Origin of the sequence: Janthinobacterium sp. SUN176 (assembly GCF_030587335.1) — a bacterium.
GTDB lineage: Bacteria > Pseudomonadota > Gammaproteobacteria > Burkholderiales > Burkholderiaceae_D > Janthinobacterium > Janthinobacterium kumbetense.
In genome coordinates this window covers 583160-608305 of record NZ_JAPWIA010000001.1, presented here as the reverse complement: position 1 = coordinate 608305, position 25146 = coordinate 583160, and the positions used below count along the sequence as shown (strand labels likewise).

Genomic DNA, 25146 nt, shown 5'->3' with positions numbered 1-25146 from the left:
GTTCGGCGAAAATTTAATAAGTGTCAACAGGTGTTCTGTTGAACTCGCTTTGCGCTTCATCAAACATCGGGCGCACGATTGAAGCCGCTGTTTGACATTAATCAATAAGATTATTAGTAATGTTTGGGACGATACCAAAGTGCCTTGCGCGCCAGCGGCGTCTCCTCGGGCAAGTCGGGATTGGCCAGCTCCAGCACGTGGCGCCGGGACAGCTGCAGGCCATCCGCGAGGCGGCCGAAATGGCGCTGGAATAGCTGCGCGAAACTGCCATCGGCGAGCATGCTTTCCAGTCCCCTTGCAATGTGGCGTGCCAGTTCCGGTCTGTGCCGGCCGACAAAGAAGTACAGCGCGGCCGGGTAGCGGATGACCAGGTAGGCGTCGAGCGCCAGCGGCAAGTGCGCATGGCTGGCCAGTTCGCTTTGCGCCTCGATTACGGAACGGGGAAAGTAATCGATGCGCCCTGCCGCCAGTTGCTGGAACAGGCCTTCGTAGGTACTCGAGGTATCGAGGCGCAAGCCATTCGCCTGCAGGATGGCGGAGTCGGGCCAGTCGCGCATCTGGCCGGCCGACAGCCGCGCCAGGGCGGCGATGCTGCGCACGCCGCGCAGCAGTTGCGGCTGGCGGGCCTGGATCAGGGCCACGCGCCAGCCGATCAGGCCGCGGTCGATGGGGATGCGCACCGGCAACAATTGCGTTTCGCGCGCGCGGCTCGTCATGGCCCAGACGACGTCGACACCGCCCGACGCAGTGGCGATTTCCTGCATCGCGCGCGTCTGCACCATACGCAGTTCGGAGCGGCGCAAAGCATACGCCTGACCCGACCTGGCCAGCGCCTGTTGCAGCAAGGCCGTCACATAACCTTGCTGCGGATCATCGAGCGCCTGGTGGCGCGGATACACGAGCGGCAGCGGCGGCACCGCGCCGGCGGCCGCACCCAACGGCCACAGGGCGGCAAGCTTGAGCAGGGGGCGGCGCTGCATGGCCCCTCCTTTCCAGCGCTGTCATAGCGTTCTTATCAGAATGACAGTATCGCGCAGCAGGGCACGCTTGTCGACTGGAATACGGCAACTGTGTACAAAACAACAGCACTTTCAAGGTGACCCGCAGGGCTGGGGATTAATCCAGATCAATAAAACCGCAAATACAAAATAAATCTTGCGTGCTGCTCTGGACGGCATGCGCATGGCTCGCCTACGCTGTTTTTTTATCTGAAAAACAAGAGGAACCCATGCAGACAGCACGCTTGAATATTATCGGAATGGATCATGAAGGCTGCGCCGACAGGCTGACGGGCGCGCTCGAAGCCGTCACGGGCGTGGCCACCGTGTGCGTCTCGCTGGCGCGCCACGGCGCCACGGTGCAGTTCGACGAACGGCTGGCCACGCAGGAACGCCTGCTGGCCGCCGTCAATGACGCCGGCTTCATGGGCGAGGCGACGGATGAAGAACAGCTGGCCTCGTGCAGCGGCGCCTGCGGCCACTGCCGCCACTGAACGCCATTGAGCGCCCGCCCTCCCTTTTTTCGCTCAGCCTTCCCGCGCGCCCCGGTCGCGCAGATGCGCCAGCACGCGGCGCGGCCCCAGCGCCTGCAGGTCGAATGGCGGCAACTCGATGGCATCGAGCGTATTCTTGAACAGCAAGCCCAGTTCCGTGTCGCCTTCCAGGCTCAAACGGCGGCTGAAGAACAGCGTGTCCGGATCTTCCTGGCGCCGCGCCAGCAGCATCAAATCATGCACGCTGGCGGCGATGCACAGGTCCGGCACGTCCGCATAGCGCTCCGCCACGAACACCGTGCCCTGCCACTCGAAATCGAAGGCGATGCCCGCGTCCAGCAGCCGCAAGCGCAAGCTGCGCCCTTCCAGGCTGCCCCGCACGTCGTCGGGCAATTGCGGCGCCAGCAGGCGGTTCAAGCCCTGCACGAACAGCCAGGAGGCGGGATACGGGGGCAGCTTGGACAGCAATTCGGCCAGCGGTTCGGGCAGCCGGTACGACACTGCGGGCTTGCTCATGCCCGGCCTGGCGGGGCTTGGGGCCGGGACGGGCAATCTTTCCAGTTGATCTTGCATGGTGCTTCCTTTCGAGGCGTTCAATGGGCGGCGTGCTGTTCCATGCCGGGCTGGCCGTGCCAGTAGCCGTCGCAGGCGCCGGCCGGCTGGCAGGCCGCCAGCTGAGCCTGGGCGCCGATGCCGCTGACCTGGCCGCGGCGGGCGCGGTCGAAGATGGCGATGACCTGTTCCGTATGCATGGCCTGCGGGCTGATGCGCGCCACCGCCACGCCCATGTCGCGCATGGCGTCGAGTTCGCGCACCAGGTTGTAGACGAGCGCCGACTGCGTCTGCGTGCCATTCAGTACGAGGAAGGGCACTTCGTCGCGCGTGCGCAGCAGCAGGCCGTCCGGCTCTTCCAGGCAGCTGTAGCCGCAATCGTCCTTCGGCAGGTTGCGGTTGCGCGCCGTGAAGCAGCGCGCGGAAAACGCCAGCGGCATGCGCCCGTAGGCGAAGACTTCCGTCTCCAGCCCTTCCGGCTTCTGGCGCTGCATCTCGGCCAGCGCCGTCTGCCCCATTTCCAGCGGCATCACCCAGCGCCGCGCGCCCAGGCGCGCCAGCAATTGCAGGCTGGGGCCATTGAACAGGTTCAGATGGGGACCGGCGACGAAGGACGTGCCCTTTTCCATGCAGTGCACGGCGCCCATGTCGTTGGCCTCGACGCCGTAGCGGCCATTGCCCGTGATGCGGCGCAGGGTCGCCAGTTCGGCGCCCGCCTCGATCAGCGCCTGCGTCGACAGCACCACTTCCTTGCCGGCGGCGGCCAGCATGTCCGCGATATCGAGCCAGTCGGCCAGGCGCACCTCATGCCGGCGCGAGCAGACGGTTTCGCCCAGGTAGACGATATCGACGGCGGTACCGGCGATCTGCTGGTAAAACTCGAAGACGGTGGCGCGCGGCCAGTAGTACAGCAAAGGGCCCAGTGAAAGCTTCAGCATGTTCATCCTCTATTTCCAAGATCTGTGGTAAGCGCCCAAGGTGTGCTGCTGGCCTTCGGCCAGCTTGTCCATGGCCGCCATCCAGCCCGGCTTGACGGCATAGCGCGCATTGCCTTCGCGGCAGGCGTCGATCGCTTCGCGCCACACGCGCGTGACCTGCGCCACGTACGCGGGGCTGCGCTGGCGCCCTTCGATCTTCACGGCGCGCACGCCCATGGCGATCAGCTGCGGCAGCAGCGCCAGGGTATTCAGGCTGGCCGGTTCCTCGATGGCGTAATACTCTTCGTCATTGACTTCGAAACGCCCCTTGCACAGGGTGGGATAGCTGGCGTTTTCGCCGGGCGCATAGCGGTCGATCAGCACGCCGTTCAGGCGCGACTCGAGGCCGTTCGGCGTTTCCAGCCAGCGCACGGATTTCGCCGGCGAGCACACGCCGTGGGTGTTCGGCGCCTCGCCCGTCGCATACGACGACAGCGCGCAGCGTCCTTCGACCATCACGCACAGGCTGCCGAAGCCGAACACTTCGATCTCGACTTCCGTCTTGGCGATCAGTTGCTCCACCTGCGCCATCGACAGCACGCGCGGCAGCACGGCGCGGGCGATGCCGAAGTGTTCATGGTAAAAATTGATGGCTTCGTAGTTGGTGGCCGAACCTTGCACGGACAAGTGCAGGCGCAGCTGCGGGTGGTGCTGGGCCGCATACGCCATCAAGCCCGGATCGGCCACGATCATGGCGTCGATGCCGGCATCGGCGGCGCGGTCGATGGCGCTGCGCCACACGGCCCAGTTGTGCGGCTGCGGATAGGTGTTCAGCGCCAGCAGCACCTTGCGCCCATATTGGTGGGCGTAGCGCACGCCCTCGGCGATGGCCTTCTCGTCGAAATTGAGGCCGGCGAAATTGCGCGCATTGGTGGCGTCGCGAAAACCCAGGTAAACGGTGTCGGCGCCATTGTCGATGGCCGCTTTCAAGGCAGGCAGGCTGCCGGCGGGGCAGACCAGTTCCAGCGGTCCGGCCACGCGGGTGGCGGTGGTTGATTCAAGCATCATGGTGTTCACAGTCCTGTATCGGCTCAGGGTGCAGACTATAGCCCCGCCCAGGCTGCCCAGTCCTTGACGCAGGTGAAGGAATGCATGCATGGCTGGTGCGCGTTCAACTTGCTTGACCTGGCTGTAAAATGCCCCCTTTTCTCCCTCTTCGATTGCCCGCCATGCCCCGCAAACCGCTGCTGATCTTTCTGCTCACCCTGTTCCTCACCGTGCTGCAGGTGCAGTGGGCCTCCCCCACGGAAGGCTACGACGCCGAGGCGCTCTCCGTGCTGTCGCCCGAAGTACTGGGCGCGTATCCGGGCGTGCTGCTGCTGTTCCTGCAAGCCGTCTTCGCGCGCCGCGCCATGCCCGTGACGCGCCAGGCCGCCATCTGCACGGGACTGCTGGCCCTCTACTGGCTGCTGGCCAATTACGTCACGTTCGACGCGCGCGTGGCCAGCTGGAGCACCTTCTCGGCGCGGGAAATCTGGGCGCACGTGCTGCCCGCCTCCATCCTCAGCATCGCCGTCTGCGGCGCCGCCTACTTCGCCGCGAGCGCCTTCATCCTGCGCCAGGGCCGCCTGAAAAAGTAAACGGGGGCGCTTTTTTCACCTGCATCAAGGATTCGTCATGCCACTGCACGCGCCCTTTGACGCCACTATATTTAGTGATTAATCTCCATAAAAACACCGCATGTTGTGTTTATTGGAGGTTTCATGACGACGAATGCAGTTTCCCCCACACGCGGCCAGGTCGATGTCGCCGCGTCCATCAATGAATACCTGGACCGGCGCGACTGGCGTGTCAACGCCAACGCCAACCAGGGTTACTCGCTGGGCGGCCTGATACTCAACGTGTCGGGCAAGGTCATCGCCAACTACTGGCTGGACCAGGTCTATCCGCCGGAAGTGGGCGCGGCGCACCGCGAAGCGGCGCTGCACATCCACGACCTCGACATGCTGGCCGGCTATTGCGCCGGCTGGTCGCTGCGCACCCTGCTGCATGAAGGCTTGAATGGCGTGCCGGGCAAGATCGAGTCCGGTCCGCCGAAACATATGTCGAGCGCCATCGGCCAGATCGTCAATTTTCTCGGCACGCTGCAAAACGAGTGGGCCGGCGCGCAGGCGTTCAGCTCCTTCGACACCTATATGGCGCCCTACATCCGCAAGGACAGCCTGCGCTACGAAGACGTGCGCCAGTACATGCAGGAACTGATCTTCAACCTCAACGTGCCATCGCGCTGGGGCACGCAGACGCCGTTCACCAACCTCACCTTCGACTGGGTCTGCCCGGACGACCTGCGCGAGCAGATTCCCGTCATCGCCGGCCAGGAGATGGACTTCAGCTATGGCGAACTGCAGGCGGAAATGGACATGATCAACCGCGCCTACATCGAGATCATGATGGCGGGCGACGCCAAGGGACGCGTGTTTACCTTCCCCATCCCCACCTACAACATCACCGAGGATTTCGACTGGCATAGCGAAAACGCCGAACGCCTGTTCGAAATGACGGCCCGCTACGGCCTGCCCTACTTCCAGAATTTCATCAATTCGGAACTCAAGCCGAACATGATCCGCTCCATGTGCTGCCGCTTGCAGCTGGACTTGCGCGAACTGCTGAAACGGGGCAATGGCCTGTTCGGTTCCGCCGAGCAGACGGGTTCCCTGGGCGTGGTGACGATCAACTGCGCGCGCCTGGGCCACCTGTGGCGCGGCGACGAGCCAGCCTTGATGGCCGACCTGGACCGCCTGCTGGAACTGGGCAAGACCAGCCTGGAAATCAAGCGCCGCACCATCGAGGAATTGATGCAGCAAGGCCTGTTCCCGTACACGAAACGCTATCTGGGCACCCTGCGCAACCACTTTTCCACCCTGGGCGTGAACGGCATCAACGAGATGATCCGCAATTTCAGCGGCGACGCCTGGGACATCACGACGCCAGAAGGCCACGCGCTGGCCGTGCGCCTGCTCGACCACGTGCGCGCCCGCATGGTGGCCTTCCAGGAAGAGACGGGCCATATGTACAACCTGGAAGCGACGCCGGCCGAAGGCACGACCTACCGTTTCGCCCGCGAAGACCGCAAGCGCTATCCCGCCATCCTGCAGGCGGGCACCGTCGACAACCCGTACTACACGAATTCGTCCCAACTGCCCGTGGGCCACACGGACGACCCGTTCGAGGCGCTGGAATTACAGGATGTGCTGCAGCGCAAATACACGGGCGGCACGGTGCTGCACCTGTACATGACGGAAGCACTGTCCGACGCGAACGCCTGCCGCGAACTGGTGAAACGCGCGCTGAGCCGCTTTTCGCTGCCCTACATCACGGTCACGCCCACGTTTTCCATCTGCCCGCGCCACGGCTACCTGGCCGGCAAGCATGAATTCTGTCCCACCTGCGATGCGGAGCTCATTGCCCGCAAGCAAGCCCAACCTGCTCCATCACTTGAGGAAACGCCATGAATGCACGTCCCGACTTCACTCCCGCCATCACCCTGCTCGATACGGAACGCCAGCGCTGCGAAATCTGGACGCGCGTGATGGGCTACCACCGCCCCGTCGCCTCGTTCAACATCGGCAAGCAGGGCGAATTCCACGAGCGCCAGTATTTTACGGAAGCGAGCGCCCGGGTTGGCCAGCCCGCCTGCCATGGCGGCTGAATTGAAGGTGGGCGGCCTGACGCCCTTTTCCGCCACCGACTATCCAGGAAAACTGGCGGCGGTGGTGTTCGTGCAGGGCTGCCCCTGGCGTTGCGGCTATTGCCACAATCCGCACCTGCAGGCGCGCACGCCGGAAGGCGCCATGCCGTGGCAGGACGTCCTGACCTGGCTGCGCCGCAGAACGGGCCTGGTCGACGCCGTCGTCTTCAGCGGCGGCGAAGCGTGCATGGATCCGGCGCTGGGCCGCGCCATGCAGGACGTCAGGGAACTGGGTTTCGGCATCGGCCTGCACACGGCCTGCATCTATCCGCAGCGCCTGCAGGAAGTGCTGCCCCTGGTCGACTGGGTGGGCTTCGACATCAAGGCGCCGTTTGCCGACTATCGACATGTGACCCGCGTGGCCGGCAGCGGCGACCCGGCGCGCGCCTGCCTGGACGCCATCCTCGCCAGCGGCGTGGCCTACGAATGCCGCACCACCACCCATCCGGACCTGCTGCCGGACGACCAGCTGCTGGCCCTGGCCTCCACTCTGGCCGCCAAAGGCGTCGATAACTACGTGCTGCAGCAATTCCGCGCCGAAGGCTGCGCGGATGCGGCACTGTCCGGGCGCCCCCTGCACGGCTATCCGGCGGCGCGCACGGTGGCGCAAATCGGCGCCATGTTTCCCCGTTTTACATTCCGTAACCATGGCAGTTGAGCCGACAAGCAGATTATTTCGGAAAGCCCCGCAAAATTCCCCGTTCTGCAACGCTGAAATGTCTTGCGTGCTGTAATGTATCAACTGTGCTGCGCACCACGCGCAGCCCGTCAGATTCCTCACACCGCATTACAGATAAGCGTCATCCATGAACGATTTCACCGCAGCCAGCCCAGGCACCCCTTCCACCCATGCCGACATCCTGTACGGCCCGCCGCGACCGGATTTGCTGCGCGAGGAAGTGCTGGCCGACCTGCTGGAAGCGACGGCCCGCCGCTGCCCGCAGCAAATCGCCCTGATCGATGGCGCGCGCCGCATCACGTATGCGCAACTCGATGCCCAGGCGGGCCTGGCCGCGTCGCGCCTGGTGGCGGCCGGCGTGAAGCCGGGCGACATCGTGGGCCTGTGGCTGCCGCGCGGCGCCCATTTGCTGCTGATGCAGGCGGCCATCGCCAAGGCGGGTGCCGCCTGGCTGCCCGTCGATGAAGACACGCCCGTCGAGCGCCTGCAAGTGTGCCTCGATGACGCCAATGGCTTTGGTGTCGTCAGCTGCGCGCATTTCGCGCCACGCCTGGCGGAGGCCAGCGTGGGCCGCCCCGTGTGGACGGCGGAAAGCCTGCTGGCGCCCGCCGCGCCGGGCGAAGTGCTGCCCGCGCGCGGCGCCGTGCTGCCCGAACACCCGGCGTACGTCATCTATACGTCCGGCTCCACGGGAAAACCGAAGGGTATCCTGATCAATCAACGCAGCATCTGCCACTTCCTGCGCAGCGAAAACGCCGTGCTGGAAGTGACGCAGGACGATACCGTCTACCAGGGCTTTTCCGTCGCCTTCGACATGTCGTTCGAGGAAATCTGGATCGCCTACCTGGTGGGCGCCACCCTGTGGCTGGGCCCCAAGGATATCTCGGGCGACCCGGAAGCCTTGCCGCGCGCCCTGACAGAGAACAAGGTCACCGTTCTGCACGCGGTGCCGACCCTGCTGGCCCTGTTCGCCGAGGAAGTACCGAGCCTGCGCCTGATCAACCTGGGCGGCGAGATGTGCCCGGAGTCGCTGGTCGAACGCTGGTCGCGTCCGGGCCGCGCCATGTTCAACACCTATGGCCCTACGGAGGCCACCGTCTCGTGCAGCCTGGCGCGCCTGCGGCCCGGCGAACCGGTCACCATCGGCACGCCGCTGCCCAACTATGGCTTGCTGGTGCTGCAGGTGGCCGAAGCGGGAGAAAACCGTCCCCTGGCCCTGCTGCCTCGCGGCGAGACGGGAGAATTGTGCATCATCGGCCCCGGCCTGGCCGAGGGTTACCTGGGCCGGCCCGACCTGACGGTGGAAAAATTCCTGCCCAATCCCTGGGCGACCAGCGACGATGACGCGCGCCTGTACCGCACGGGTGACCTGGCGCGCATCGATGCGGACGGCCAGGTGCTGTGCCTGGGCCGCGCCGACGACCAGGTGAAAATTCGCGGCTTCCGCGTGGAGCTGGGCGAGATCGAAGCCGTGCTGGCGCAGCAGGCGGGCGTGGGCACGGTGGCAGTATTGCTGCGCAAGGACGACGGCATCGACCAGCTGGTGGCGTATATCGTCGGCAGCGACGAGGCGCCCGAGGACGCCCTGGCGGCGAAAACCCTGCGCACTGCCCTGAACCTGCATTTGCCGCCGTATATGGTGCCGGGCCGCTTTGAATTGCTGCCGCTGATGCCGCGCCTCACTTCCGGCAAGATCGACCGGAAAGCATTAAAGGCCATGCCATTGGCCACGCCGCCCGCAGGCGAGGCGGGCGAATCGGACGTGCCGGAAACGCCGGCCGAAGCGGCCCTGTTCGCGGCGCTGGCCAAGCTGTTTCCTGGCCAGGCGATCTTGCGCCAGCTGGATTTTTTCAGCGACCTCGGTGGCCATTCCTTCCTGGCTGCGCGCCTCGCATCCGCCCTGCGCGCCGATCCGGCCTACGCCCACATGACGGTGCGCGACATTTACCAGAACCGGCAGATCGGCAAGATCGCCGCCGTGCTGGGTGAAGCGCCTGCGCTGGCCACCCCGGAAGCGGAATGGACGCCGCCATCGACCTGGAAGCGCTGGCTGTGCGGCGCCGCGCAGGCGGCGGCCGTGCCTGGCCTCGTCACCCTGCGCATGGCGCAGTGGATGGCGCCCTTCTTCACTTACCACTTCTTCACGGGCGACACGGGCGATACGGTGCCGCGCGCCATCGCTGCCTCGATCGGCGTATTCCTGCTGGCGACGCTGGCCGAATTTGCCATTGCGATTGCCGGCAAGTGGCTGATCGCCGGGCGCCTGAAGCCGGGCAGCTATCCGCTGTGGGGCGTCACCTACTACCGCTGGTGGCTGGCAGACCGCCTGGTCGAATCGGCGCCCGCCTACCTGCTCAGCGGCTCGTCCCTGAACAGCTGGTGGCTGCGCGCGCTGGGCGCCAAGGTGGGCAAGGAAGTTGTCATCGGCTCGATGACCCTGCGCGCGCCTGACCTGCTGGCCATCGGCGACAACGTCAGCGTGGGCAATGCCGTCAACTTTGAAAACGCCAGGGTCGAGCGGGGCCGCCTGTTGCTGGGCCAGATCCGCATCGGCGACGATGCCTGCATCAGCTCTTACGCTATCCTGGAAGGCAATACCAGCGTGGGCGCGTTTGGCCACCTGGAGGGACAATCGGCGCTGGCCGATGGCGCAGCGGTACCTGCCGGCAGGGTCTGGACTGGCTCGCCCGCGCGCGATATCGGCCCGTTTGACGTGGCCAGCCAGCCGCCGCGCCCCGCCGTCTCGCGCCTGCGCCTGACGGGCGAAACCCTGTTCTTCTGCTTTGGCATGGTCCTCATCGCCGTGCTGTTCTTCATGCCCGTCTTCCCCAGCTTCGTGCTGATCGACTGGTTCGACGAGCGCGAAATGATGCCGTGGCTGCAGGGACGCGACGTGACGACCCAGCTGGCCCGCTACTTCCTGCTGGCCTTCCCCGCCAGCGCCGTGCTGATCGTGCTCACGGCCCTGCTGTCGGCCGCCATCCGCTGGGGCGCGCTGCCGCGCCTCAAGCCGGGCAGCTCGCCCGTGCACAGCAATATCTATTGCGCCAAGTGGCTGGTCAGCCATATCCAGGAATCGAGCCTGAACGTGCTGCACGGTATTTACGCCACCGTCTACGCGCCGTACTGGTACCGCCTGCTGGGCGCCAAGGTGGGCAAGGGCGCCGAGATTTCCACGGCGCTGGGCGTGGTGCCCGACATGCTGACCCTGGGCGACGACACCTTCATCGCCGACGCCGTCATGCTGGGCGACGAACAGATCGACGGCGGCTGGATGACCATGCGCCCCACCGTCATCTCGCACCGCAGCTTCGTCGGCAACGGCAGCTATATCCCGGATGGCACCGTGCTGCCCGAACACGTGCTGATCGGCGTGCACACGCATGCGCCACGCAATGAGCAGATGCACAGCGGCGACACCTGGCTGGGCTCCCCGCCCATGCACCTGCCCGCGCGTGAACAGGTCAGCGGCTTTGCCGAGCACCTGACGTTCAAGCCATCGCTATTGCGCCGCCTGGGCCGCAGCCTGATCGAAGCATTCCGCATCGTCGCGCCGCACGCGGTGGTGATCGCCGTCGGCTATACCCTGGTGCTGGACGTGATGCCGATCGCGGGCGCCGGGCGCTGGGGCGAGGTGGTGGGCGACCTGGCCATCGCCGGCCTGGCCTACGGCATCGGCAATTTTTTGGTGGTGGTGCTGTTCAAGTGGCTGCTGCTGGGACGCTACCGCAAACACGCGGCGCCCATGTGGACGCCATTCGTGTGGATTTCCGAAGGCGTGACGAATCTGTACGAAGGCATCGCCGTACCCAACTTCATGCGCTACCTGCGCGGCACGCCGTGGCTGCCTCTTGCCTTCCGCCTGTTCGGCTGCAAGATCGGCCGCGGCGTCTACATGGACACGACGGACATCACGGAATTCGACTGCGTGCACATCGGCGACTACAGCGAATTGAACGCCCTCACCTGCCCGCAAACGCATCTGTTCGAAGACCGCGTGATGAAGATCGACCACGTGGACATCGGCCAGCGCGTCTACATGGGTCCGCGCAGCTCCGTGCTGTACAGCGCCAAGGTGGGCGACAATGCGCGCCTGGGACCGTTGACCCTGGTGATGAAGGGCGAGCACATCCCCGCCGGCAGCAACTGGGCGGGCTGCCCGGCCGCGCCGCTGCGCAGCTGATCGCAGTCGATGAATCGTACGGTGCTCTGGTCTGGAAACGGCGTGCTGGTGATCGGCATCGCCGCCGTGCTGCCGCGCGCCGAGGCCCGCTTGCGCATCCGCGCCGCCGTGCGCGAGGCGCTAGCCCAGTGGCTGAAGCTGGACATCGAGGCGATTTCGGTGGAGTCGACACCTGGCCAGGCCCCGCGCCTGCTGCTGGCCGGCCGCCCAGCGGGTTTGTCATTGACCCATGACGAGGGCATCTCGCTGGCCGCCGTCCATCTGCACGGCCCTGTCGGCCTTGACGTGATGCGGGTGCAGGCTATTGCCGACTGGTGCAATCTGGCGCGCGATTACCTGGGGCCGCAGGTGACACAGGAGCTGGCTTCATTGCCCGATGCTCAACGCCCCTTGGCCCTGGCGCAAGCGTGGACGGCGCGCGAGGCGGCACTCAAGTGCGCGGGCTTGCCGCTGGCGGAATGGGACGGAGCTGCGCCAGCTTGCCGCCTGCAGCCTTTGAGCTTGGCGGCTCCGTATGTGGCGACCCTGGCATACTAGTCTTCCTTGCCCTCGGCCGCCGCGCCGATCTGGACGAAAATCAGTTTTACAATAATACTGACGAGCAGTCCCAGCACCCCGATCAATTCCAGCATGGCCATTCCTTTGCAGTGACAGCAGACCAGGCCACTGTAACGCGAACCCCGGGGCCAGGCTAATATCAAATCAGGCAGTCTACGATCTCAAAAAGGCATACGATTGATTTCCATCAGACAGTTCCGCTATTTTGTCGAAGTCGTCGATGCGGGCAGCTACTCGCGCGCGGCGGAAAAATTATATATCGCGCAATCGGCCCTGAGCCGGCAGATCAAGGAGCTGGAGGGCGAGGTGCAGGCGCTGCTGCTGACGCGCGACGCGCGCCATATCGAACTGACGCCTGCGGGACAGGTCTTTTATGAGCGGGCCAAACGCATCCTCGAAGATATCGACGAAACCGTGCGCCAGACGCGCCATGTGGGACAAGGGGCGCAAGGCATCATCCGCCTGCTGCATTCGAGTTCCGTCACCCTCACGCCCGCCATCGGCGCCGTACTGAACCGCCTGCTGGCGCAGTTCCCCGGCGTTTCGCTGGATATCTCCAAGGGATCGTCGGAAAACCAGGCGGCAGACATCGAGGAAGGCCGCGCCGACCTGGGCCTCGTGCGCCTGCCCACCCTGCGCAAGCATGCCAACATCGTCGTACGCGAACTGTACGCGGAAAAGCTGGTGGTGGCCGTGTCAGCGATGTCGCCATTGGCCGCGCTGGAACGCACGACGATCGCCGCCCTGCGCGACGAAGCCTTCGTCTCGATCCCGCACAAGGACCGGGGAGGCCTCAGCTACCTGGTGGCGGGCCTGTGCCTGGCGCAGGGATTCTTCCCGAAGGCGGCGCGCGCCCTGTCGCGCAAGACTTCACAGCTGAACCTGATCGAAGCGAACATGGGCATCGCCATCGTCCCGGACAGCATGCGCCTGGTGGCGCCGCCCGGCGTGCGTTTTATCGCCCTGCCGGACGAGGAATCGCATTCCATCGTGGGATTGATCTCGCCGCGCGCGGCCAGCGGCAAGGTGGCCGCGTTCACGGAAGCATTCGTGCGCGAGATGGCCAAGCTGCCGGCCGATTAGCCTTCCGCATACAGCGCCGCATCCGCGTCGCGCACGGCCGCCATCAGCAAGGCCAGCTTCATGACATCGAGCTTGCCGTCCGTGCGCACGCGCGAGCACAGGTCGATGCCGTAGGGGCGTACCTGGCGCAGCGCATCGGCTACGTTGGTGGCGTCCAGCCCGCCGGCCAGGAAGACGGGACGGGGGCTGGCGCGCACGAAGCGCGCGCTGACAGACCAGTCGTGCGTACGGCCCGTGCCGCCCAGTTCAGGCACGGCAGCGCCGGGACGGCCCGAGTCGAGCAAAAACGCATGGACGTGGGGCGCATAGGCGGGGATCAGCGCCAAAGCCTCGGGCCCCTCCACGTGGATCACCTGCACGCGCCGCACGTGCGGCAGCAAGCGCGCCAGTTCGGCCACCTCGCCCGGGTCGATATGCCCGACGATCTGCACGGTGGACGGCTGCGTGGCGCGCACGTGCTCGGCGATGGCTGGCGCCGTCGTCTCGGACGTCAGCAGGAACGTGGCCACGGGCGGCGGCGTCCAGGCGGCGATTTGCGCGATGCGCGCATCGGGAATCGGGCCAGGGCCGGACGGCATGGCCGCCACCAGGCCCAGCGCGTCGGCGCCGGCGGCAATGGCCAGTTGCGCTTCGTCGATGGAAGCGATACAGCAAATCTTGATGCGGGTTCTCATGGCCTGGCGTGTTCAATCGGGATGATCAACATTACAACACAGGGCGGCGCGCGCGCCAAGACACGCGGTCAAGCCCACGCGCGATTGTGTGCCAGAATGGGGCCTGCCCACTTCCCGAGGAATCCATGGCCGACTACAAGAACCCCAGCTATGTGGCCCGCTCCATGCACCCGCGTTTCGATGAACTGACGTCACCGGGCGACGCCGTGCCGTATTCGGGCATCTACCGCTGCGACGGCTGCGCGCACGAAATCGTCTCCACGGAAGGCCACGTCATGCCGCCGCAAAATCACCATCAGCACAACAGCGAGCAGGGGCCGATCCGCTGGCGCCTGATCGTCAGCCCGCGCTGATTGACAGGCGCCAGGTGGCGGACGATACTTGATTTATCCGGGATCGCCATTGGAAGCCGCGTATGCGCATCGTCGACTTTGAAATCCGCAAGGAGTGCCCGCCGCAGTTGTGCGACTGCGAACGCGAGCGCCTGCTCGACGATCCGCAGGCAGACGTTTCCATCCTGCGCCTGAACCTGACGGAAGAAAAGCGCCTGCTCGCGCATATCGAGGGCATCGCCACCCATGCGCAGTTGCGGAAGCTGCAGCAGCGCTTGCGCGACAACCTGGGCGTGGAATTGCAGATTACGCCGGGCAGCGGCGAAGTGCGCACCGTGCGCGGTTTCCAGATCCGTCTGCTGGAGCGGCCCGGCCTGTGCCGCAAGACGCGCGCCGCCATTCCGGCCGCCGTACGCCGCTGCCTGGCCGCGCATCCCGAAATCGCGTTTGCAATCCTGAATGAAAACGACTTGCTGGGTGGTGTCTAGACGCCGGCGCGGATGGGAATGACCCGGCCCTTCGCTTCGCGCGCCCGCAACTGTCCGCAGCCGCCCTCCACGTCCTGCCCGGCCGAATCGCGCAATTTGGTCAGTACGCCGCGCGCGTGCAGGGCGGCGGCGATCGCCCGTGCCTTTTCCCAGCTGGGGCGCTTGAACGGCAAGTCGGCTATGGTGTTATACGGGATCATGTTGAGCACCGCATATTTCCCCTGCAAGAGCGCGACGATGCCGTCCATCTCATCCTCGCCATCGTTGACGCCTTCCATCAGGGTCCACTGGTACTGCACCGGGTAGCCCGTCAGGCGCGCATACGACTCGCCGAAGTCCACCAGTTCCTGCGGGGTGAGCCTGGGCGCGCGCGGCAGCAGCTGTTCGCGCAGCTCTCGCTTCGTCGTATGCAGGGACAGGGCCAGCGCCGGCTTGACGCGACCTTGCGGCAGGCGCTCGAAGGCGCGCGGGTCGCCCACGGTGGAAAACACGAGGTTCTTGTGGCCGATATTGCCCTCGGTGCCCAGCAGGTCGATCGCTTCCATCACGTTGTTCAGGTTATGCGCCGGTTCGCCCATGCCCATGAAGACGACTTTTTTCACGGGGCGCAAGGTACGCGCCAGCACCACCTGCGCGACAATTTCTCCACTGGTCACCTGCCGGATCAAACCATCGCGGCCCGTCATGCAGAACTGGCAGCCGACGGCGCAACCGACCTGGCTGGACACGCACAAGCCATCGCGCGGCAGCAGCACGCTCTCCACCGTCTGGCCATCGTGCAACCCCACCAGCAGGCGCGCGGAACCGTCGGCGCCCGGGTGGGTGCTGAGCAATTTCAGCATGCCCTGCAATTCCAGGTCGAGCGCGGGCAAGGCCTCACGCACGGGCAGCGGCAAAAAATCCTCGGCGCGGCGCCGGCCCTGATCGTGCGGCTGCGCCTGTATCCAGTCGCGCAGCACGCGCTGTTCGTGCAGGGGCTTGGCGCCCAGGGCGCGCAGGCGCTGGCGGAGATGGTCGATTTGCATGGCGTCTGAAATAAAAAACGGCGCGCCGGCAGGAATGCGAGGCGCGCCGCGAATGGCAAGGAAAAGGCTTAGACCTTTTTCACGAACTCGGTTTTCAGGCTCATGGAACCGAAGCCGTCGATCTTGCAATCGATATCGTGGTCGCTGTCGACCAGGCGGATGTTCTTGACCTTGGTGCCCATCTTGACGACACCGCCGCCGCCCTTCAATTTCAAGTCCTTGATGACGCTGACCGTGTCGCCGTCCTGCAGGATATTGCCGGCCGAATCGCGGTACACCTTGGCGCCCTCTTCCGCCGCTTCTGCGGCCGTGGCCGACCATTCATGCGCGCATTCAGGGCAGATCAACTGGCTGCCGTCTTCATACGTGAATTCGGATTGGCATTGCGGGCATGGTGGTAATGTGCTCATTTTCTTCTCTGTCTGGTGAACAGCGCGTGCTGTAAAAGCCGACATTATACTGCCTACGCCCCGCATCAGCTTGCTTTTTTCGCCATCATTATCAATGGCGGCGAATAATCTCGATGGTGCTGTGGACAATTTCTTCGTGGATGCCGATGCGCGCGCGCAGTTCGGCCGCCGTCAGGCTGGCGTCGCGGCTGACGACGGACAAGGCGCATGAATACAGCTGCTTGCCGACCCGCCACACGTGCAGGTCGACGACGCGCGGCGTGTCGCCGGCGCTTTCCACTTCCACGGCTTCGCGGATTTCATCCACCACGGGGTGGTCCATCTCGCGGTCCAGCAAGACCTTGCCCGTCTCCTGCATCAGCTTTTTCGCCCACAGGGCCACCAGCACGGCGCCCGCGATGCCCATCACGGGATCGAGCCAGCTCCAGCCGTAAGCCCACGCGCCGGCCAGCGCAAGGATGGCCAGGACGGATGTGGCGGCGTCGGCCAGCACGTGGATGTACGCGGCCTTCATGTTCAAGTCTTCGCCGTGGCCATGCTGCTCATGGTGACCGTGATGGTCATGATGCCCGTGCTCGTGGCCATGGTCGTGGTGCCCGCCGAGGATCAGCGCGCACACGAGGTTGACAGCCAGGCCGAAAGCCGCCACCGCCATCGCCTGCGGATAGTGTATGGGCTGCGGCGAAAACAGGCGCTCGACGGAAGCGGCCACCATCAGCACGGCCACGCCCAGCAGCAGGATGGCGCTCGTGTAGCCGGCCAGCACTTCGATCTTCCACGTGCCGAAGGCAAAGCGCGGGTCGCGCGCATAGCGGCGCGCGGCCGCATACGCAAACGCGGCCAGGCCGATGGCCAGCGCGTGCGAACTCATATGCCAGCCATCGGCCAGCAGGGCCATGGAGTTGTACCACCAGCCGGCGACGATTTCCAGCACCATGGTGGCCAGGGTGATCCACATGACGATGCGCGCGCGGCGTTCCGCCTTGTCGCTGGCGGCGCCAAACACGTGTTCATGCTGCCAGGCGGACAGGTCTTCCTTGATGGATGGCGTTTGCATGACGTGCTCCTTATTTGAGGTAAGTGCGCAGGATGCCCGCGATGTCGTCGGCGCCCCTGGCCCGCTCGTCGCCGGAGATATCGGGACTGGCCACGTGCTCGCGCAGGTGTTCTTCGATGACTTCAGCCATCAGGCCATTCACGGCGCCGCGCACGGCCGCGATCAACTGCAGCACTTCGCCGCAGTCGCGCCCCTCTTCCAGGCCCCGTTCCAGCCCTTCCACCTGCCCCTTGATGCGTTTGATCCTGTTCAGCAGCTTGGTCTTGTTGTGCGCCGTGTGTCCCATGGTTCCAATCCGATAAATACTATAGGGGGGTATACTATCAGAAAGCGCGCCGCATGCGTCAAGGCGTTAAAAAAGCCGCACATCCTCGCGGATGGGCGGCTCATTCAGGCAAGAACAGGCGCTATGGCGCCGGGGCGATCTTGCGCAGCTTGCTGGCCAGCGAGGCGTCGGACAATTCGCCCAGGTGCGTATCGACCAGGCGCCCCTGCGCGTCATAGAACAGGGTGGTGGGCAGGGCCGAGGAACCGGCCGCCTTGCCCAGCGCCGCCTCGCTGTCGAGCAGCACATTGCGCAAGGTCACGCCGCTCCTGTCCAGGAAAGCGCTGGCCGCCGCCGCATCCTCGCGCTGGTTCGCATACACGAAGACGATATCGGCGCGCGCCTGCTGCGCGGCGGCCAGCACCGGCATTTCGCGCCGGCACGGCGGGCACCAGCTGGCCCACAGATTGACCACCAGCGGCTTGCCGCCGGCCAGCGCCGCCAGGGTCACCGGCGCGCCATCGAGCGCCTGCAGCGCCATGGCCGGCAAGGCCGCCGGCTTGTCGTAGGCCAGCGAGATCCCCGCACTCAGCACGCCCCATGCCAGCGCACCCGACGCCACACTGATGGCGAGAGGCCAGCGCATGGCCGCCATGGCGGGACGCCGGCAGCGCCACGCGGCGATGGCCAGCGCGGCGGCGATGCCGGCCGGCGCCATGAAGCCGCCATCGCGGATGTTGAGGATGGACCAGGGCACCGCCAAGGGGGAGCTGAAATACTGTTCGTGCCAGCGCAAGACGAATGCCAGTCGCGCCGCCAGCAGGCCGGCAATCAGCATGTCGGAAACGAGGGGACCGGCGTCCGGCAGTTGGCGATAGCGCCGTAGCGACCACGCCGCGCCGTAGGCGACGCACAGGGAAACGATCAGCAGGACCAGGCCCGTAGGCAGGGCCAGGGGGCCGATTTGCAGGGACAGCATGGGCGCTCTTTATAACGTCGAATGGACGGCCATTCTGCCCGATGCGGATTAAGCGGGCGTTAAGAAGCGGCCAGCGCTTCCTTGCGCACGAAATGCATGGCTTGCGGCTGGTCCACCAGCACGCACTGCTTGCCCGTGCGCTTGCAGTGGTCATGCACGCGCCAGTAGGCGTCGTGGCTGACGCAGCCCGTCTGGCAAATCACCAGGTCGGCCGCCACCAGGCCCGCCTCCAGCGCCGCCGCATCGTCGGCGCCATCGTCGCCACCGGCATGGTGCAGGAAGCGCCCGCCGGCCTGCTCGATGGCTTGCTGCGCCACGTTGGCGCCACCCGCGTCCTGGCCAAGCTCCAGGCTTGAATAGTTGCTTACATATAGCACGGCTTTTTCGCGCACGTCGGCCTGCAAGGCAGGCACGGGCACGGCGGAAGGCGCGGGCAGCCACTGCAGGCGCAGCAATTCGCGCATCAGGTCCTGCACCCGTTCACCGAGCCACTCGACCCGGCGGGCCAGCCGGGCGCGCGTCGGCAAGCCCGGCACGCTGGCCGCCAGTTCGGCCAGCTCGTCGCGCGCCAGCGCCAGCCGGGTATCGCGGATCACAACCTGCGCCCGCGCGCGCATCAATTCCGACTCTAGCTGCGCGATGCGGGCCGCCTGCGCAGCCAGTTGCGCACTGCAGCGCGCCTGCGCGCGGCCATATTCCCCCATCAGCACGCGATGCTCGTGCGCGATCATGTCTTCGTTGCCATACACACTGCCCATCATGCCCTCCTTCACCGACCGTGGCGCCATGGCGCCAGCCCATCGCACCCCTATGGATTCGAATTATAAATGAGAATCATTATTATTTGTCTATGCGCGTGTGCGCAGTAGGGGTATGCGGTAGCCGCCAGCGTCACGCAGCCGGCGGGCAAGACAGCAGGCGCTGCCATACATCGTCCTGCACCTGCCGCACATGCCGCAAGCCGTCGGGGCCACGATAGATCCCCAGCGTGTTCGGCCACGCCACATCGATGAACAGCAGCCGCGCTGGATCGATCAGCAGGGACTGGCCCACATAATTGCCCTTGATCTCGCCCTTGTTCACGATCAGCAGGCGCGCGCCACCGGCCAGCGCCCGCTCTTCCAGCGCCACGCCGCTGCGCTCGGCCACATCGCGCAGCCAGCGTTCGCGCCAGCGCGCCTGCTCCCCGAACTGCCCCGTTGGCGGCCGGTCCAGCTTGACGACGGCTGCCACGGGACCGTCAATGCCCGCCTGCAGCGAAAAGCCCATGCGTTCCTGCAGTTCGACCGTGTAAGCCTCGCCCTTGACGTCGATCTGGTAGCGCCCCGTCCCGTCCTGTACCCGCAGCTCGGCCTGGTGATAGGCGGGTTGGACGCAACTGGCGTACTGATGGACGAGCACATCGAGAAATGGTGGTTCGACGGGCGATGCCGCCGCCATGGCGGGCGACAGGCTGGCACACAGCACGGCGGCAGCCGCGCATTTCATTGTATTCATTCTTGCTCCGGTTCACGTGGGATGGCTGCCGAAAAACAGGCACGGCACGCCATATTATTGTTTTTAAGCAATATTTCGCAGTATTTTTTGCAATGGTGGAATTGGCAAGAGCGGCACTCTAGCAGAAGGGGCAAAAACGACCCGCACGGCCCGCGCACGACCCGGCCTGCCGCACGATTCAATTGAATCGCGCTTGTTAAATCACTATTTCTAAGGTGTAATCTTATAAGCAAGTCATTGAATTAAATGCAAGTACGCTCATTTCTCCACACGGAGTTCCAATCAATGTCCGAACCGGTCCAAGCAAGCGCGTCGCCGTCACCTGCTACGTCACCCGTCGCCAACGGCTTCAGCCAGGCCACGCGCCTGCTGAAGCTGAGCACGCCCCTGGGCCCGGACAAGCTGCTGGCCGAATGCGTGCGCGGCGAGGAAGGCCTAGGACTGGGCTATGTCTTCAACATCGCCGCCCTGTCGCTCGACGCAGCCATTCCCCTCAAGTCGCTGATCGGCCAGCCCATCCTGCTGGAATTGCGCACGGCCGCCGGCACCGAGGACTGGCGCCCGTTCCACGGCCACATCACCGCCGTCGAACTGGCGGGCGCAAACGGCGGCTTTGCCCGCTACAACCTGACCATGCAGCCGTGGACGGCCTTCCTGGCGCACGGCCGCGACAGCCGCGTCTTCCAGGACCTGGCGGTACCGGACATCCTCGAAGTCGTCTTCGCCCGCTACCAGGGCCAGGGCATGCTGGCGCCCGCCTGGCGCTTCGACCTGCTCGACCGCGCGGCCTATCCGAAACGCAGCATCTGCAGCCAGTACCAGGAAAGCGACTGGGCCTTTGCGGAACGGCTGATGAGCGAGGAAGGGCTGTTTTATTATGCGGAACACACGGGCGATACGGGCAGCGCCAGCCTGGGCAGCCATACCCTCGTCATCGCCGACCACAACGGCAGCTTCAAGCCCAACGCCCAGGCCAGCATCGCCTACAGCCAGCCAGGCGCCGTCATGCCGCAAGACACGATGGACCGCTGGCGCATGCAGTTGCGCCAGCAAACCAACGGCATCGAACTGTCGAGCTGGGATTACCGCGCGCTGGGCCAGCGCCCCATCAGCACCGCTGGCGCCAGGGATGGGACGATGGCGCTGCTCAGCCGCGACGCGCCCGGCGCCTATGCCTACCCGTCGCGCGAGCACGGACAACGCCTTGCCGAGCGCCAATTGCAGGCGCTGACGGCGGCCAGGGAAGTGTTTACCGGCGCCGGCACCGTGCGCACCCTGGCGCCCGGCACCACGTTCACCCTGAGCGGCCAGGCGCAAACGGACGCCGCGGGCGAGGGCGACGCAGCGACCTTCCTCGTCACCCGCACGGTGCACTTGATGCATAACAACCTCGATGCGGAACTCGGCGGCGGACTGCTGCAGCGCTTCGGCAAGGGCTTGCTCGACGCGCTGATCGGCGACGAAGCGGCCGGCAGCCTGCATGCCGTCGGCGACACCATCGGCGAACGCCCGCCCTACCGCAACCGCATCGACGCCATCCGCAGCAAGATCCCCTACCGCAGCAGCCATGCCGATGACCACGGCCAGCTGCTGCATCCGCGCCCCAGCATCATGGGCCAGCAGACCGCCATCGTCGTCGGCCCGGCCGGCGTCCAGCTGCATACGGACCGCGACCACCGCGTCAAGGTGCAATTCCACTGGCAGCGGGGGGCGCAAAGCCATAGTCGGCTGGCGCATCCGGCCGCCGACGGCCACACGGGCGCCCCCGGCGACGATAGCGCCGGCACCTGGGTCAGGGTCGCCACGCCGCTGGCCCCCGTCGCCGGCGCCAACTGGGGCAGCAACGCCCTGCCCCGCGTGGGCCAGGAAGTGCTCGTCGATTTCCTGGAAGGCAATATCGACCGCCCCGTCGTCATCGGCACGCTGTACAACGGCCGCGGCCAGGCCGACGCGCAAAACAACCAGGTCAGCCAGGGCACGGGCGCGGCGACGGGCAACGCGCCGGCCTGGTTTCCCGGCCAGGCCGGCGCCCATGCCCACCCGGCGGCCTTGTCCGGCATCAAGACGCAAGCCATGCAGGCCAGCCAGGGCGGCGGCGGCGCCTACAGCCAGCTGGTATTCGACGACAGCCCGGGCCAGGGCCGTGTCGCCTTGCAGCGCCACGCCGGCCCTCACCAGGGCACGGCCGAACTGAACCTGGGCCATTTGCGCCACCAGAGCGACAACCAGCGGCTGGCGCCGTCCGGCTTTGGCGCTGAGCTGAAAACAGAACACAGCGCTGCCCTGCGCGCGGGAGCGGGCATGCTGCTGTCGGCGCATGGCCGCGATGCCGGCGGCAGCCAGATGGATGCGCAGGAAGCGCTGGAACAGCTCAGGCAAAGCTTGCAACTGCAGACCTCGCTGGCCGAGCAGGCGCAAAAACATTTCGCGCTCGAAATGCCCAGCCCGGCCACAGCCGGTGCGGCCGCGCCAGCTTCCGCTGCCACGCAGGACCAGGCGGAGACGCCTGCGCCAGCCGCCCAGCTCCCCGCCCTCGCCCAGATGCAGCACAGCATCGATGTCCTGGGCGCGACGGCCGAGGGCGCCGCCGCTGCGGGCCAGGGCCAGCAGGCGGCGGGCGGCGAAGGCCAGGCCAGTGCGTATGGCGACCCGCAGCTGCAATTATCCAGTCCGTCCGGCATCGCCGCCACCACGCCGGCCAACGCCGTGCTGGTCGCCGGCGGCAATGGCAGTCTGGCGGCGGGCGCGGATCTCAACTTTGCCGCGCAGGGCAACAGCCTGTACGCGCTGGGCAAAGGCATCAGCCTGTTCACCTATGGCAAGACCAGCAGCAAGGATAAGCCCAACCAGGAAACCGGCATCCGCCTGCATGCGGCCAGCGGCAAGGTCAGCAGTCAAAGCCAGTCCGATGCGACACGGCTGACGGCCGACAAGGCCATCACCGTCAGCAGCACCGCCAAGAGCGTCACGGCGGCGGCCAAGCAGCACATCCTGATGACGGCCCAGGGCGCGTACATCCGCCTCGAAGGTGGCAACATCATGCTGCATGGCCCGGGCAAGATCGATTTCAACGCCAGCATGAAGGAATTGACGGGGGCGGCGAGCAGCCAGCCCACCTTGCCGGCGATGCCGAATGCGGCCGACCTGGGCCGGACAGTCGAACTGAACCTGCATTATGGCGATCTCGAACCTGTCATTAACTCCCCCTACAAAATCACGTTCGCCAATGGTACTTCACTCAGTGGATTGCTCAACGACAAGGGCCATGCCCGCCTCGAAAACATTCCTCCCGGCGCATATCACATTGAATATGGCGAGGACCAGCGCGACTGGGTAGCGCCGCCATTGGTAGCGGAACCCCGTCTGCAGCAAGCGAGGCAGCAGCTGAAACAGGCTTCCGCATTGCTGGAAGCGGCCAGGAAAAGCAGTAAACCGGATCCCCAACCATGAGCCAGAACTTTGTCGATGAGATTGTAGAGTTTTTCAAGGACCTGATCCTGGGCGACTTCGAGGATGACCAAGGCAAGGCCGCCATGATCGTCGGCGGCGCCATTTCCCTGATCCCCGTGGTTGACCAAGTGATGGATGTGCGCGATGTCTCGGGCATGATCTACCGGGTCGGCAGGAAAGGCGTGTCGCGCGCGACCCGCGATGACTGGGTCGACATGGCGCTGGCGGCGTTCGGCTGCATTCCAGAAGTCGGCAGCCTCTTCAAGACCATCATCAAGCCTTTGCGCAAGTACCGCAAGGAGGTTGGCGCGGCGGCCGCTGGCGGCAATGTCATGATCGAAGCCATGCTGGGCAAGAGCAAGGGCGCCGCGATCAAATTCCTGAAAACCTTCCAGTGGGCGCAAAACACCCAGCTGGCAATCAGCACGGCCATGAGCGCGCTGGACAACTGCGTGCAATTGCTCGGCTACCTGTCGACCAGCCATTGGTGGCTGCCGTCGGACTTGCAGCATTTGGCACGCGACATGAAGCCGCAAGTCGAAGCGGTGCGCGGCCCCCTCAAGGCCGGCATTGCGCAAGGCGCCAAGGCGTTGCAGGACTTGATCGAGGACATGCTGGGCGAAGACGCGTTATGGGCGGCAAAAAAAATCGCCGTCGCCGCCGGCACCGGCGCCAATACGGCAGCCAGGCACAATCACAAGCCCGGCAACACACATCCGCACAGCGCCAACGCCCAGTTCAAGTCGCCCACGATCAGCACCGATAAAAAAACCAAGGGCGTGGATACCAAAGCAAAAACCAAAGAACGGGACTCGCCGGGCAAGGGCAAGGAACACAAACCCGTGGACGACTCGCACCGCCAGAGCAGCGACGGCGGCACCGCACCGGTGAAGAATACGTCGCGGCCGATTCGCGAATTGCTGTCCAAAGTGCCATTCGGGCCAAAGGGACTCATCGGCGAGCATATGGCAGATTATTATCATATGGAACACGTGCTTAAAAAAGCCACCGCCTGGCCGCACGGTAACGTCAATGGAAAATGGCGCTTTGACTACCCGCGCGTTGTCGGTCCCGATAACGCACACAAACGCCCGACAGAGCTTGTACCCGAAGACTTAAAAAAAATGCTACAAAATGGTGTGGATACCATCTGGCAGACAAATAGCGACACTTTCCATTTCATCGAAGCAAAATTCAGTAGCAGTGCCTACACACTGTTCCAGCGGCTGCAAAAGGAAGTGGAACGTGGCAATATCCCACGCCCCCCGGCATCCCTCAACGACAGAGAGCTGATGTTATGGACTTTGCTCGGTGAACGTATAAAGGGCACGCAGATGGGGAAAAAATGGCTTACCAACAGCACCAAAAACGGTGCCATGCAATCCGTTGAAAATTTAAAAAATCGCTGGACATATCTAATACTGGGAAGCACCGCACTCTCTAATCCGTTTGTGACGGCGGCACACCCGCATGGCAAGCTCAAGTTAGCAGCAGCACCTGGAGTTGTCGACCATCTTGCAGCGACATTGGAATTACTCGCGTCAGGTGATCATTACAATATAAAAATACATGACAAACACAAAGAAACTCATGGCATAAGCGACACATTCAACTATATGGAAATTGATCGCATAGACAAAGGACGTAGAAGCCTCGAAAAAGCAACGTCTAAAAAACCAGTCGATCAACAAGAACAGCAAGAGAACAAGAATAAATCAAGCAAAGCAGTTTCAGGAAAGAGAAAGCGGAGAAAATAA

General features: G+C 64.8%; 24 protein-coding genes. 12 read left to right on the top strand and 12 right to left on the bottom strand.

The features are described from left to right. Positions 1-113: 113 nt before the first annotated feature. The gene (locus tag O3299_RS02825; RefSeq protein ID WP_305061446.1) at positions 114-980 is read right to left on the bottom strand and encodes an ABC transporter substrate-binding protein; all 867 of its coding nucleotides are present in this window, start codon (positions 978-980) and stop codon (positions 114-116) included. Positions 981-1228: 248 nt separating this feature from the next. Here O3299_RS02825 and O3299_RS02820 point away from each other — a divergent pair, with 248 nt between their 5' ends. Next, the gene (locus O3299_RS02820) at positions 1229-1492 is read left to right on the top strand and encodes a heavy-metal-associated domain-containing protein (protein WP_077402408.1); all 264 of its coding nucleotides are present in this window, start codon (positions 1229-1231) and stop codon (positions 1490-1492) included. A 33-nt stretch (positions 1493-1525) separates the two neighbouring features. On the opposite strand, the gene O3299_RS02815 is transcribed toward O3299_RS02820, so the two are convergent. From O3299_RS02815 to O3299_RS02805, 3 genes are all read right to left on the bottom strand, one after another. Then, positions 1526-2008: an SCP2 domain-containing protein gene (locus O3299_RS02815; protein WP_180278580.1), complete on the bottom strand. Its 483-nt coding sequence runs from the start codon at positions 2006-2008 to the stop codon at positions 1526-1528. Positions 2009-2085: 77 nt separating this feature from the next. Further along, a complete protein-coding gene (locus O3299_RS02810; RefSeq protein ID WP_034783050.1) occupies positions 2086-2982 on the bottom strand; it encodes a U32 family peptidase in 897 nt (298 codons plus the stop codon). Between the two features lie 9 nt (positions 2983-2991). Continuing rightward, positions 2992-4026: a peptidase U32 family protein gene (locus tag O3299_RS02805; protein WP_289906743.1), complete on the bottom strand. Its 1035-nt coding sequence runs from the start codon at positions 4024-4026 to the stop codon at positions 2992-2994. A 164-nt stretch (positions 4027-4190) separates the two neighbouring features. Between O3299_RS02805 and O3299_RS02800 the strand changes: the two genes are divergently transcribed. The 7 genes from O3299_RS02800 (at position 4191) to O3299_RS02770 (ending at position 13212) form a co-directional block, all read left to right on the top strand. Further along, entirely contained in the window at positions 4191-4601 is a 411-nt protein-coding gene (locus tag O3299_RS02800) for a hypothetical protein (RefSeq protein WP_305053300.1), read from the top strand. Positions 4602-4724: 123 nt separating this feature from the next. Next, entirely contained in the window at positions 4725-6473 is a 1749-nt protein-coding gene (locus O3299_RS02795; protein ID WP_305053301.1) for a ribonucleoside triphosphate reductase, read from the top strand. Continuing rightward, positions 6470-6670: an anaerobic ribonucleoside-triphosphate reductase gene (gene nrdD / locus O3299_RS02790; RefSeq protein ID WP_092712624.1), complete on the top strand. Its 201-nt coding sequence runs from the start codon at positions 6470-6472 to the stop codon at positions 6668-6670. Before O3299_RS02795 ends, nrdD begins: the two co-directional genes overlap by 4 nt. After that, a complete protein-coding gene (locus tag O3299_RS02785) occupies positions 6660-7367 on the top strand; it encodes an anaerobic ribonucleoside-triphosphate reductase activating protein (protein WP_305053302.1) in 708 nt (235 codons plus the stop codon). The genes nrdD and O3299_RS02785 overlap by 11 nt, the downstream gene beginning before the upstream one ends. 148 nt (positions 7368-7515) lie before the next feature. Further along, positions 7516-11571, top strand: a complete 4056-nt coding sequence (locus tag O3299_RS02780) for a Pls/PosA family non-ribosomal peptide synthetase (protein ID WP_305061445.1) — start codon at positions 7516-7518, stop codon at positions 11569-11571. Positions 11572-11592: 21 nt separating this feature from the next. Continuing rightward, complete coding sequence (locus tag O3299_RS02775) at positions 11593-12108, top strand: 4'-phosphopantetheinyl transferase superfamily protein (RefSeq protein WP_305057106.1); 516 nt, start codon at positions 11593-11595, stop codon at positions 12106-12108. A gap of 198 nt (positions 12109-12306) precedes the next feature. Then, complete coding sequence (locus O3299_RS02770; protein WP_305061444.1) at positions 12307-13212, top strand: LysR family transcriptional regulator; 906 nt, start codon at positions 12307-12309, stop codon at positions 13210-13212. Here the strand turns inward: O3299_RS02770 and O3299_RS02765 are convergent. Continuing rightward, on the bottom strand, positions 13209-13886 hold the full coding sequence (locus O3299_RS02765) for a phosphoribosylanthranilate isomerase (protein ID WP_305057104.1): 678 nt from the start codon (positions 13884-13886) through the stop codon (positions 13209-13211). The two genes, O3299_RS02770 and O3299_RS02765, sit on opposite strands and share 4 nt — an antisense overlap. Positions 13887-14011: 125 nt before the next feature. Between O3299_RS02765 and O3299_RS02760 the strand changes: the two genes are divergently transcribed. Together O3299_RS02760 and O3299_RS02755 are read left to right on the top strand one after the other, a co-directional pair. Beyond that, positions 14012-14239: a protein L gene (locus tag O3299_RS02760; protein WP_099664633.1), complete on the top strand. Its 228-nt coding sequence runs from the start codon at positions 14012-14014 to the stop codon at positions 14237-14239. A 62-nt stretch (positions 14240-14301) separates the two neighbouring features. Continuing rightward, positions 14302-14706: a hypothetical protein gene (locus O3299_RS02755; protein WP_099664634.1), complete on the top strand. Its 405-nt coding sequence runs from the start codon at positions 14302-14304 to the stop codon at positions 14704-14706. On the opposite strand, the gene O3299_RS02750 is transcribed toward O3299_RS02755, so the two are convergent. The 7 genes from O3299_RS02750 to O3299_RS02720 all read right to left on the bottom strand — a co-directional run bounded on the left by O3299_RS02750 (position 14703) and on the right by O3299_RS02720 (position 19939). Next, a complete protein-coding gene (locus O3299_RS02750) occupies positions 14703-15731 on the bottom strand; it encodes an RNA methyltransferase (protein WP_305061443.1) in 1029 nt (342 codons plus the stop codon). The two genes, O3299_RS02755 and O3299_RS02750, sit on opposite strands and share 4 nt — an antisense overlap. Before the next feature lie 68 nt (positions 15732-15799). After that, a complete protein-coding gene (locus O3299_RS02745) occupies positions 15800-16141 on the bottom strand; it encodes a zinc ribbon domain-containing protein YjdM (protein ID WP_077402365.1) in 342 nt (113 codons plus the stop codon). A 91-nt stretch (positions 16142-16232) separates the two neighbouring features. Beyond that, entirely contained in the window at positions 16233-17198 is a 966-nt protein-coding gene (dmeF, locus tag O3299_RS02740; protein ID WP_305061442.1) for a CDF family Co(II)/Ni(II) efflux transporter DmeF, read from the bottom strand. 10 nt (positions 17199-17208) lie between these two features. Beyond that, the gene (locus O3299_RS02735) at positions 17209-17484 is read right to left on the bottom strand and encodes a metal/formaldehyde-sensitive transcriptional repressor (RefSeq protein ID WP_099664637.1); all 276 of its coding nucleotides are present in this window, start codon (positions 17482-17484) and stop codon (positions 17209-17211) included. A gap of 121 nt (positions 17485-17605) precedes the next feature. Further along, positions 17606-18442, bottom strand: coding sequence for a TlpA disulfide reductase family protein (locus O3299_RS02730; protein ID WP_305061441.1), 837 nt, complete (start codon positions 18440-18442; stop codon positions 17606-17608). Positions 18443-18501: 59 nt separating this feature from the next. Beyond that, positions 18502-19230: a DUF2325 domain-containing protein gene (locus tag O3299_RS02725; protein ID WP_354004637.1), complete on the bottom strand. Its 729-nt coding sequence runs from the start codon at positions 19228-19230 to the stop codon at positions 18502-18504. A gap of 103 nt (positions 19231-19333) precedes the next feature. Beyond that, positions 19334-19939 carry a hypothetical protein gene (locus O3299_RS02720; protein ID WP_305061440.1) on the bottom strand — a complete coding sequence of 202 codons (606 nt, stop codon included), beginning with the start codon at positions 19937-19939 and terminating at the stop codon, positions 19334-19336. Positions 19940-20224: 285 nt separating this feature from the next. Here O3299_RS02720 and O3299_RS02715 point away from each other — a divergent pair, with 285 nt between their 5' ends. Together O3299_RS02715 and O3299_RS02710 are read left to right on the top strand one after the other, a co-directional pair. Further along, positions 20225-23389 (top strand): type VI secretion system Vgr family protein, encoded by a 3165-nt coding sequence (locus O3299_RS02715; protein WP_305061439.1) that lies wholly within the window; start codon positions 20225-20227, stop codon positions 23387-23389. Next, positions 23386-25146, top strand: a complete 1761-nt coding sequence (locus O3299_RS02710; RefSeq protein ID WP_305060104.1) for a hypothetical protein — start codon at positions 23386-23388, stop codon at positions 25144-25146. Before O3299_RS02715 ends, O3299_RS02710 begins: the two co-directional genes overlap by 4 nt.

What these genes read in the sequence shown, in the direction of transcription:
- O3299_RS02800 (WP_305053300.1), top strand. Translation starts at nt 4,191, where the DNA reads ATGCCCCGCAAACCGCTGCTGATCTTTCTGCTCACCCTGTTCCTCACC.
- O3299_RS02805 (WP_289906743.1), bottom strand. Translation starts at nt 4,026, where the DNA reads ATGCTTGAATCAACCACCGCCACCCGCGTGGCCGGACCGCTGGAACTG.
- O3299_RS02730 (WP_305061441.1), bottom strand. Translation starts at nt 18,442, where the DNA reads ATGCTGTCCCTGCAAATCGGCCCCCTGGCCCTGCCTACGGGCCTGGTC.
- O3299_RS02750 (WP_305061443.1), bottom strand. Translation starts at nt 15,731, where the DNA reads ATGCAAATCGACCATCTCCGCCAGCGCCTGCGCGCCCTGGGCGCCAAG.
- O3299_RS02815 (WP_180278580.1), bottom strand. Translation starts at nt 2,008, where the DNA reads ATGAGCAAGCCCGCAGTGTCGTACCGGCTGCCCGAACCGCTGGCCGAA.
- dmeF (WP_305061442.1), bottom strand. Translation starts at nt 17,198, where the DNA reads ATGCAAACGCCATCCATCAAGGAAGACCTGTCCGCCTGGCAGCATGAA.
- O3299_RS02825 (WP_305061446.1), bottom strand. Translation starts at nt 980, where the DNA reads ATGCAGCGCCGCCCCCTGCTCAAGCTTGCCGCCCTGTGGCCGTTGGGT.
- O3299_RS02765 (WP_305057104.1), bottom strand. Translation starts at nt 13,886, where the DNA reads ATGAGAACCCGCATCAAGATTTGCTGTATCGCTTCCATCGACGAAGCG.
- O3299_RS02780 (WP_305061445.1), top strand. Translation starts at nt 7,516, where the DNA reads ATGAACGATTTCACCGCAGCCAGCCCAGGCACCCCTTCCACCCATGCC.
- O3299_RS02760 (WP_099664633.1), top strand. Translation starts at nt 14,012, where the DNA reads ATGGCCGACTACAAGAACCCCAGCTATGTGGCCCGCTCCATGCACCCG.
- O3299_RS02710 (WP_305060104.1), top strand. Translation starts at nt 23,386, where the DNA reads ATGAGCCAGAACTTTGTCGATGAGATTGTAGAGTTTTTCAAGGACCTG.
- O3299_RS02745 (WP_077402365.1), bottom strand. Translation starts at nt 16,141, where the DNA reads ATGAGCACATTACCACCATGCCCGCAATGCCAATCCGAATTCACGTAT.
- O3299_RS02810 (WP_034783050.1), bottom strand. Translation starts at nt 2,982, where the DNA reads ATGCTGAAGCTTTCACTGGGCCCTTTGCTGTACTACTGGCCGCGCGCC.
- O3299_RS02795 (WP_305053301.1), top strand. Translation starts at nt 4,725, where the DNA reads ATGACGACGAATGCAGTTTCCCCCACACGCGGCCAGGTCGATGTCGCC.
- O3299_RS02725 (WP_354004637.1), bottom strand. Translation starts at nt 19,230, where the DNA reads ATGGCGCCACGGTCGGTGAAGGAGGGCATGATGGGCAGTGTGTATGGC.
- O3299_RS02735 (WP_099664637.1), bottom strand. Translation starts at nt 17,484, where the DNA reads ATGGGACACACGGCGCACAACAAGACCAAGCTGCTGAACAGGATCAAA.
- nrdD (WP_092712624.1), top strand. Translation starts at nt 6,470, where the DNA reads ATGAATGCACGTCCCGACTTCACTCCCGCCATCACCCTGCTCGATACG.
- O3299_RS02785 (WP_305053302.1), top strand. Translation starts at nt 6,660, where the DNA reads ATGGCGGCTGAATTGAAGGTGGGCGGCCTGACGCCCTTTTCCGCCACC.
- O3299_RS02720 (WP_305061440.1), bottom strand. Translation starts at nt 19,939, where the DNA reads ATGAATACAATGAAATGCGCGGCTGCCGCCGTGCTGTGTGCCAGCCTG.
- O3299_RS02820 (WP_077402408.1), top strand. Translation starts at nt 1,229, where the DNA reads ATGCAGACAGCACGCTTGAATATTATCGGAATGGATCATGAAGGCTGC.
- O3299_RS02755 (WP_099664634.1), top strand. Translation starts at nt 14,302, where the DNA reads ATGCGCATCGTCGACTTTGAAATCCGCAAGGAGTGCCCGCCGCAGTTG.
- O3299_RS02715 (WP_305061439.1), top strand. Translation starts at nt 20,225, where the DNA reads ATGTCCGAACCGGTCCAAGCAAGCGCGTCGCCGTCACCTGCTACGTCA.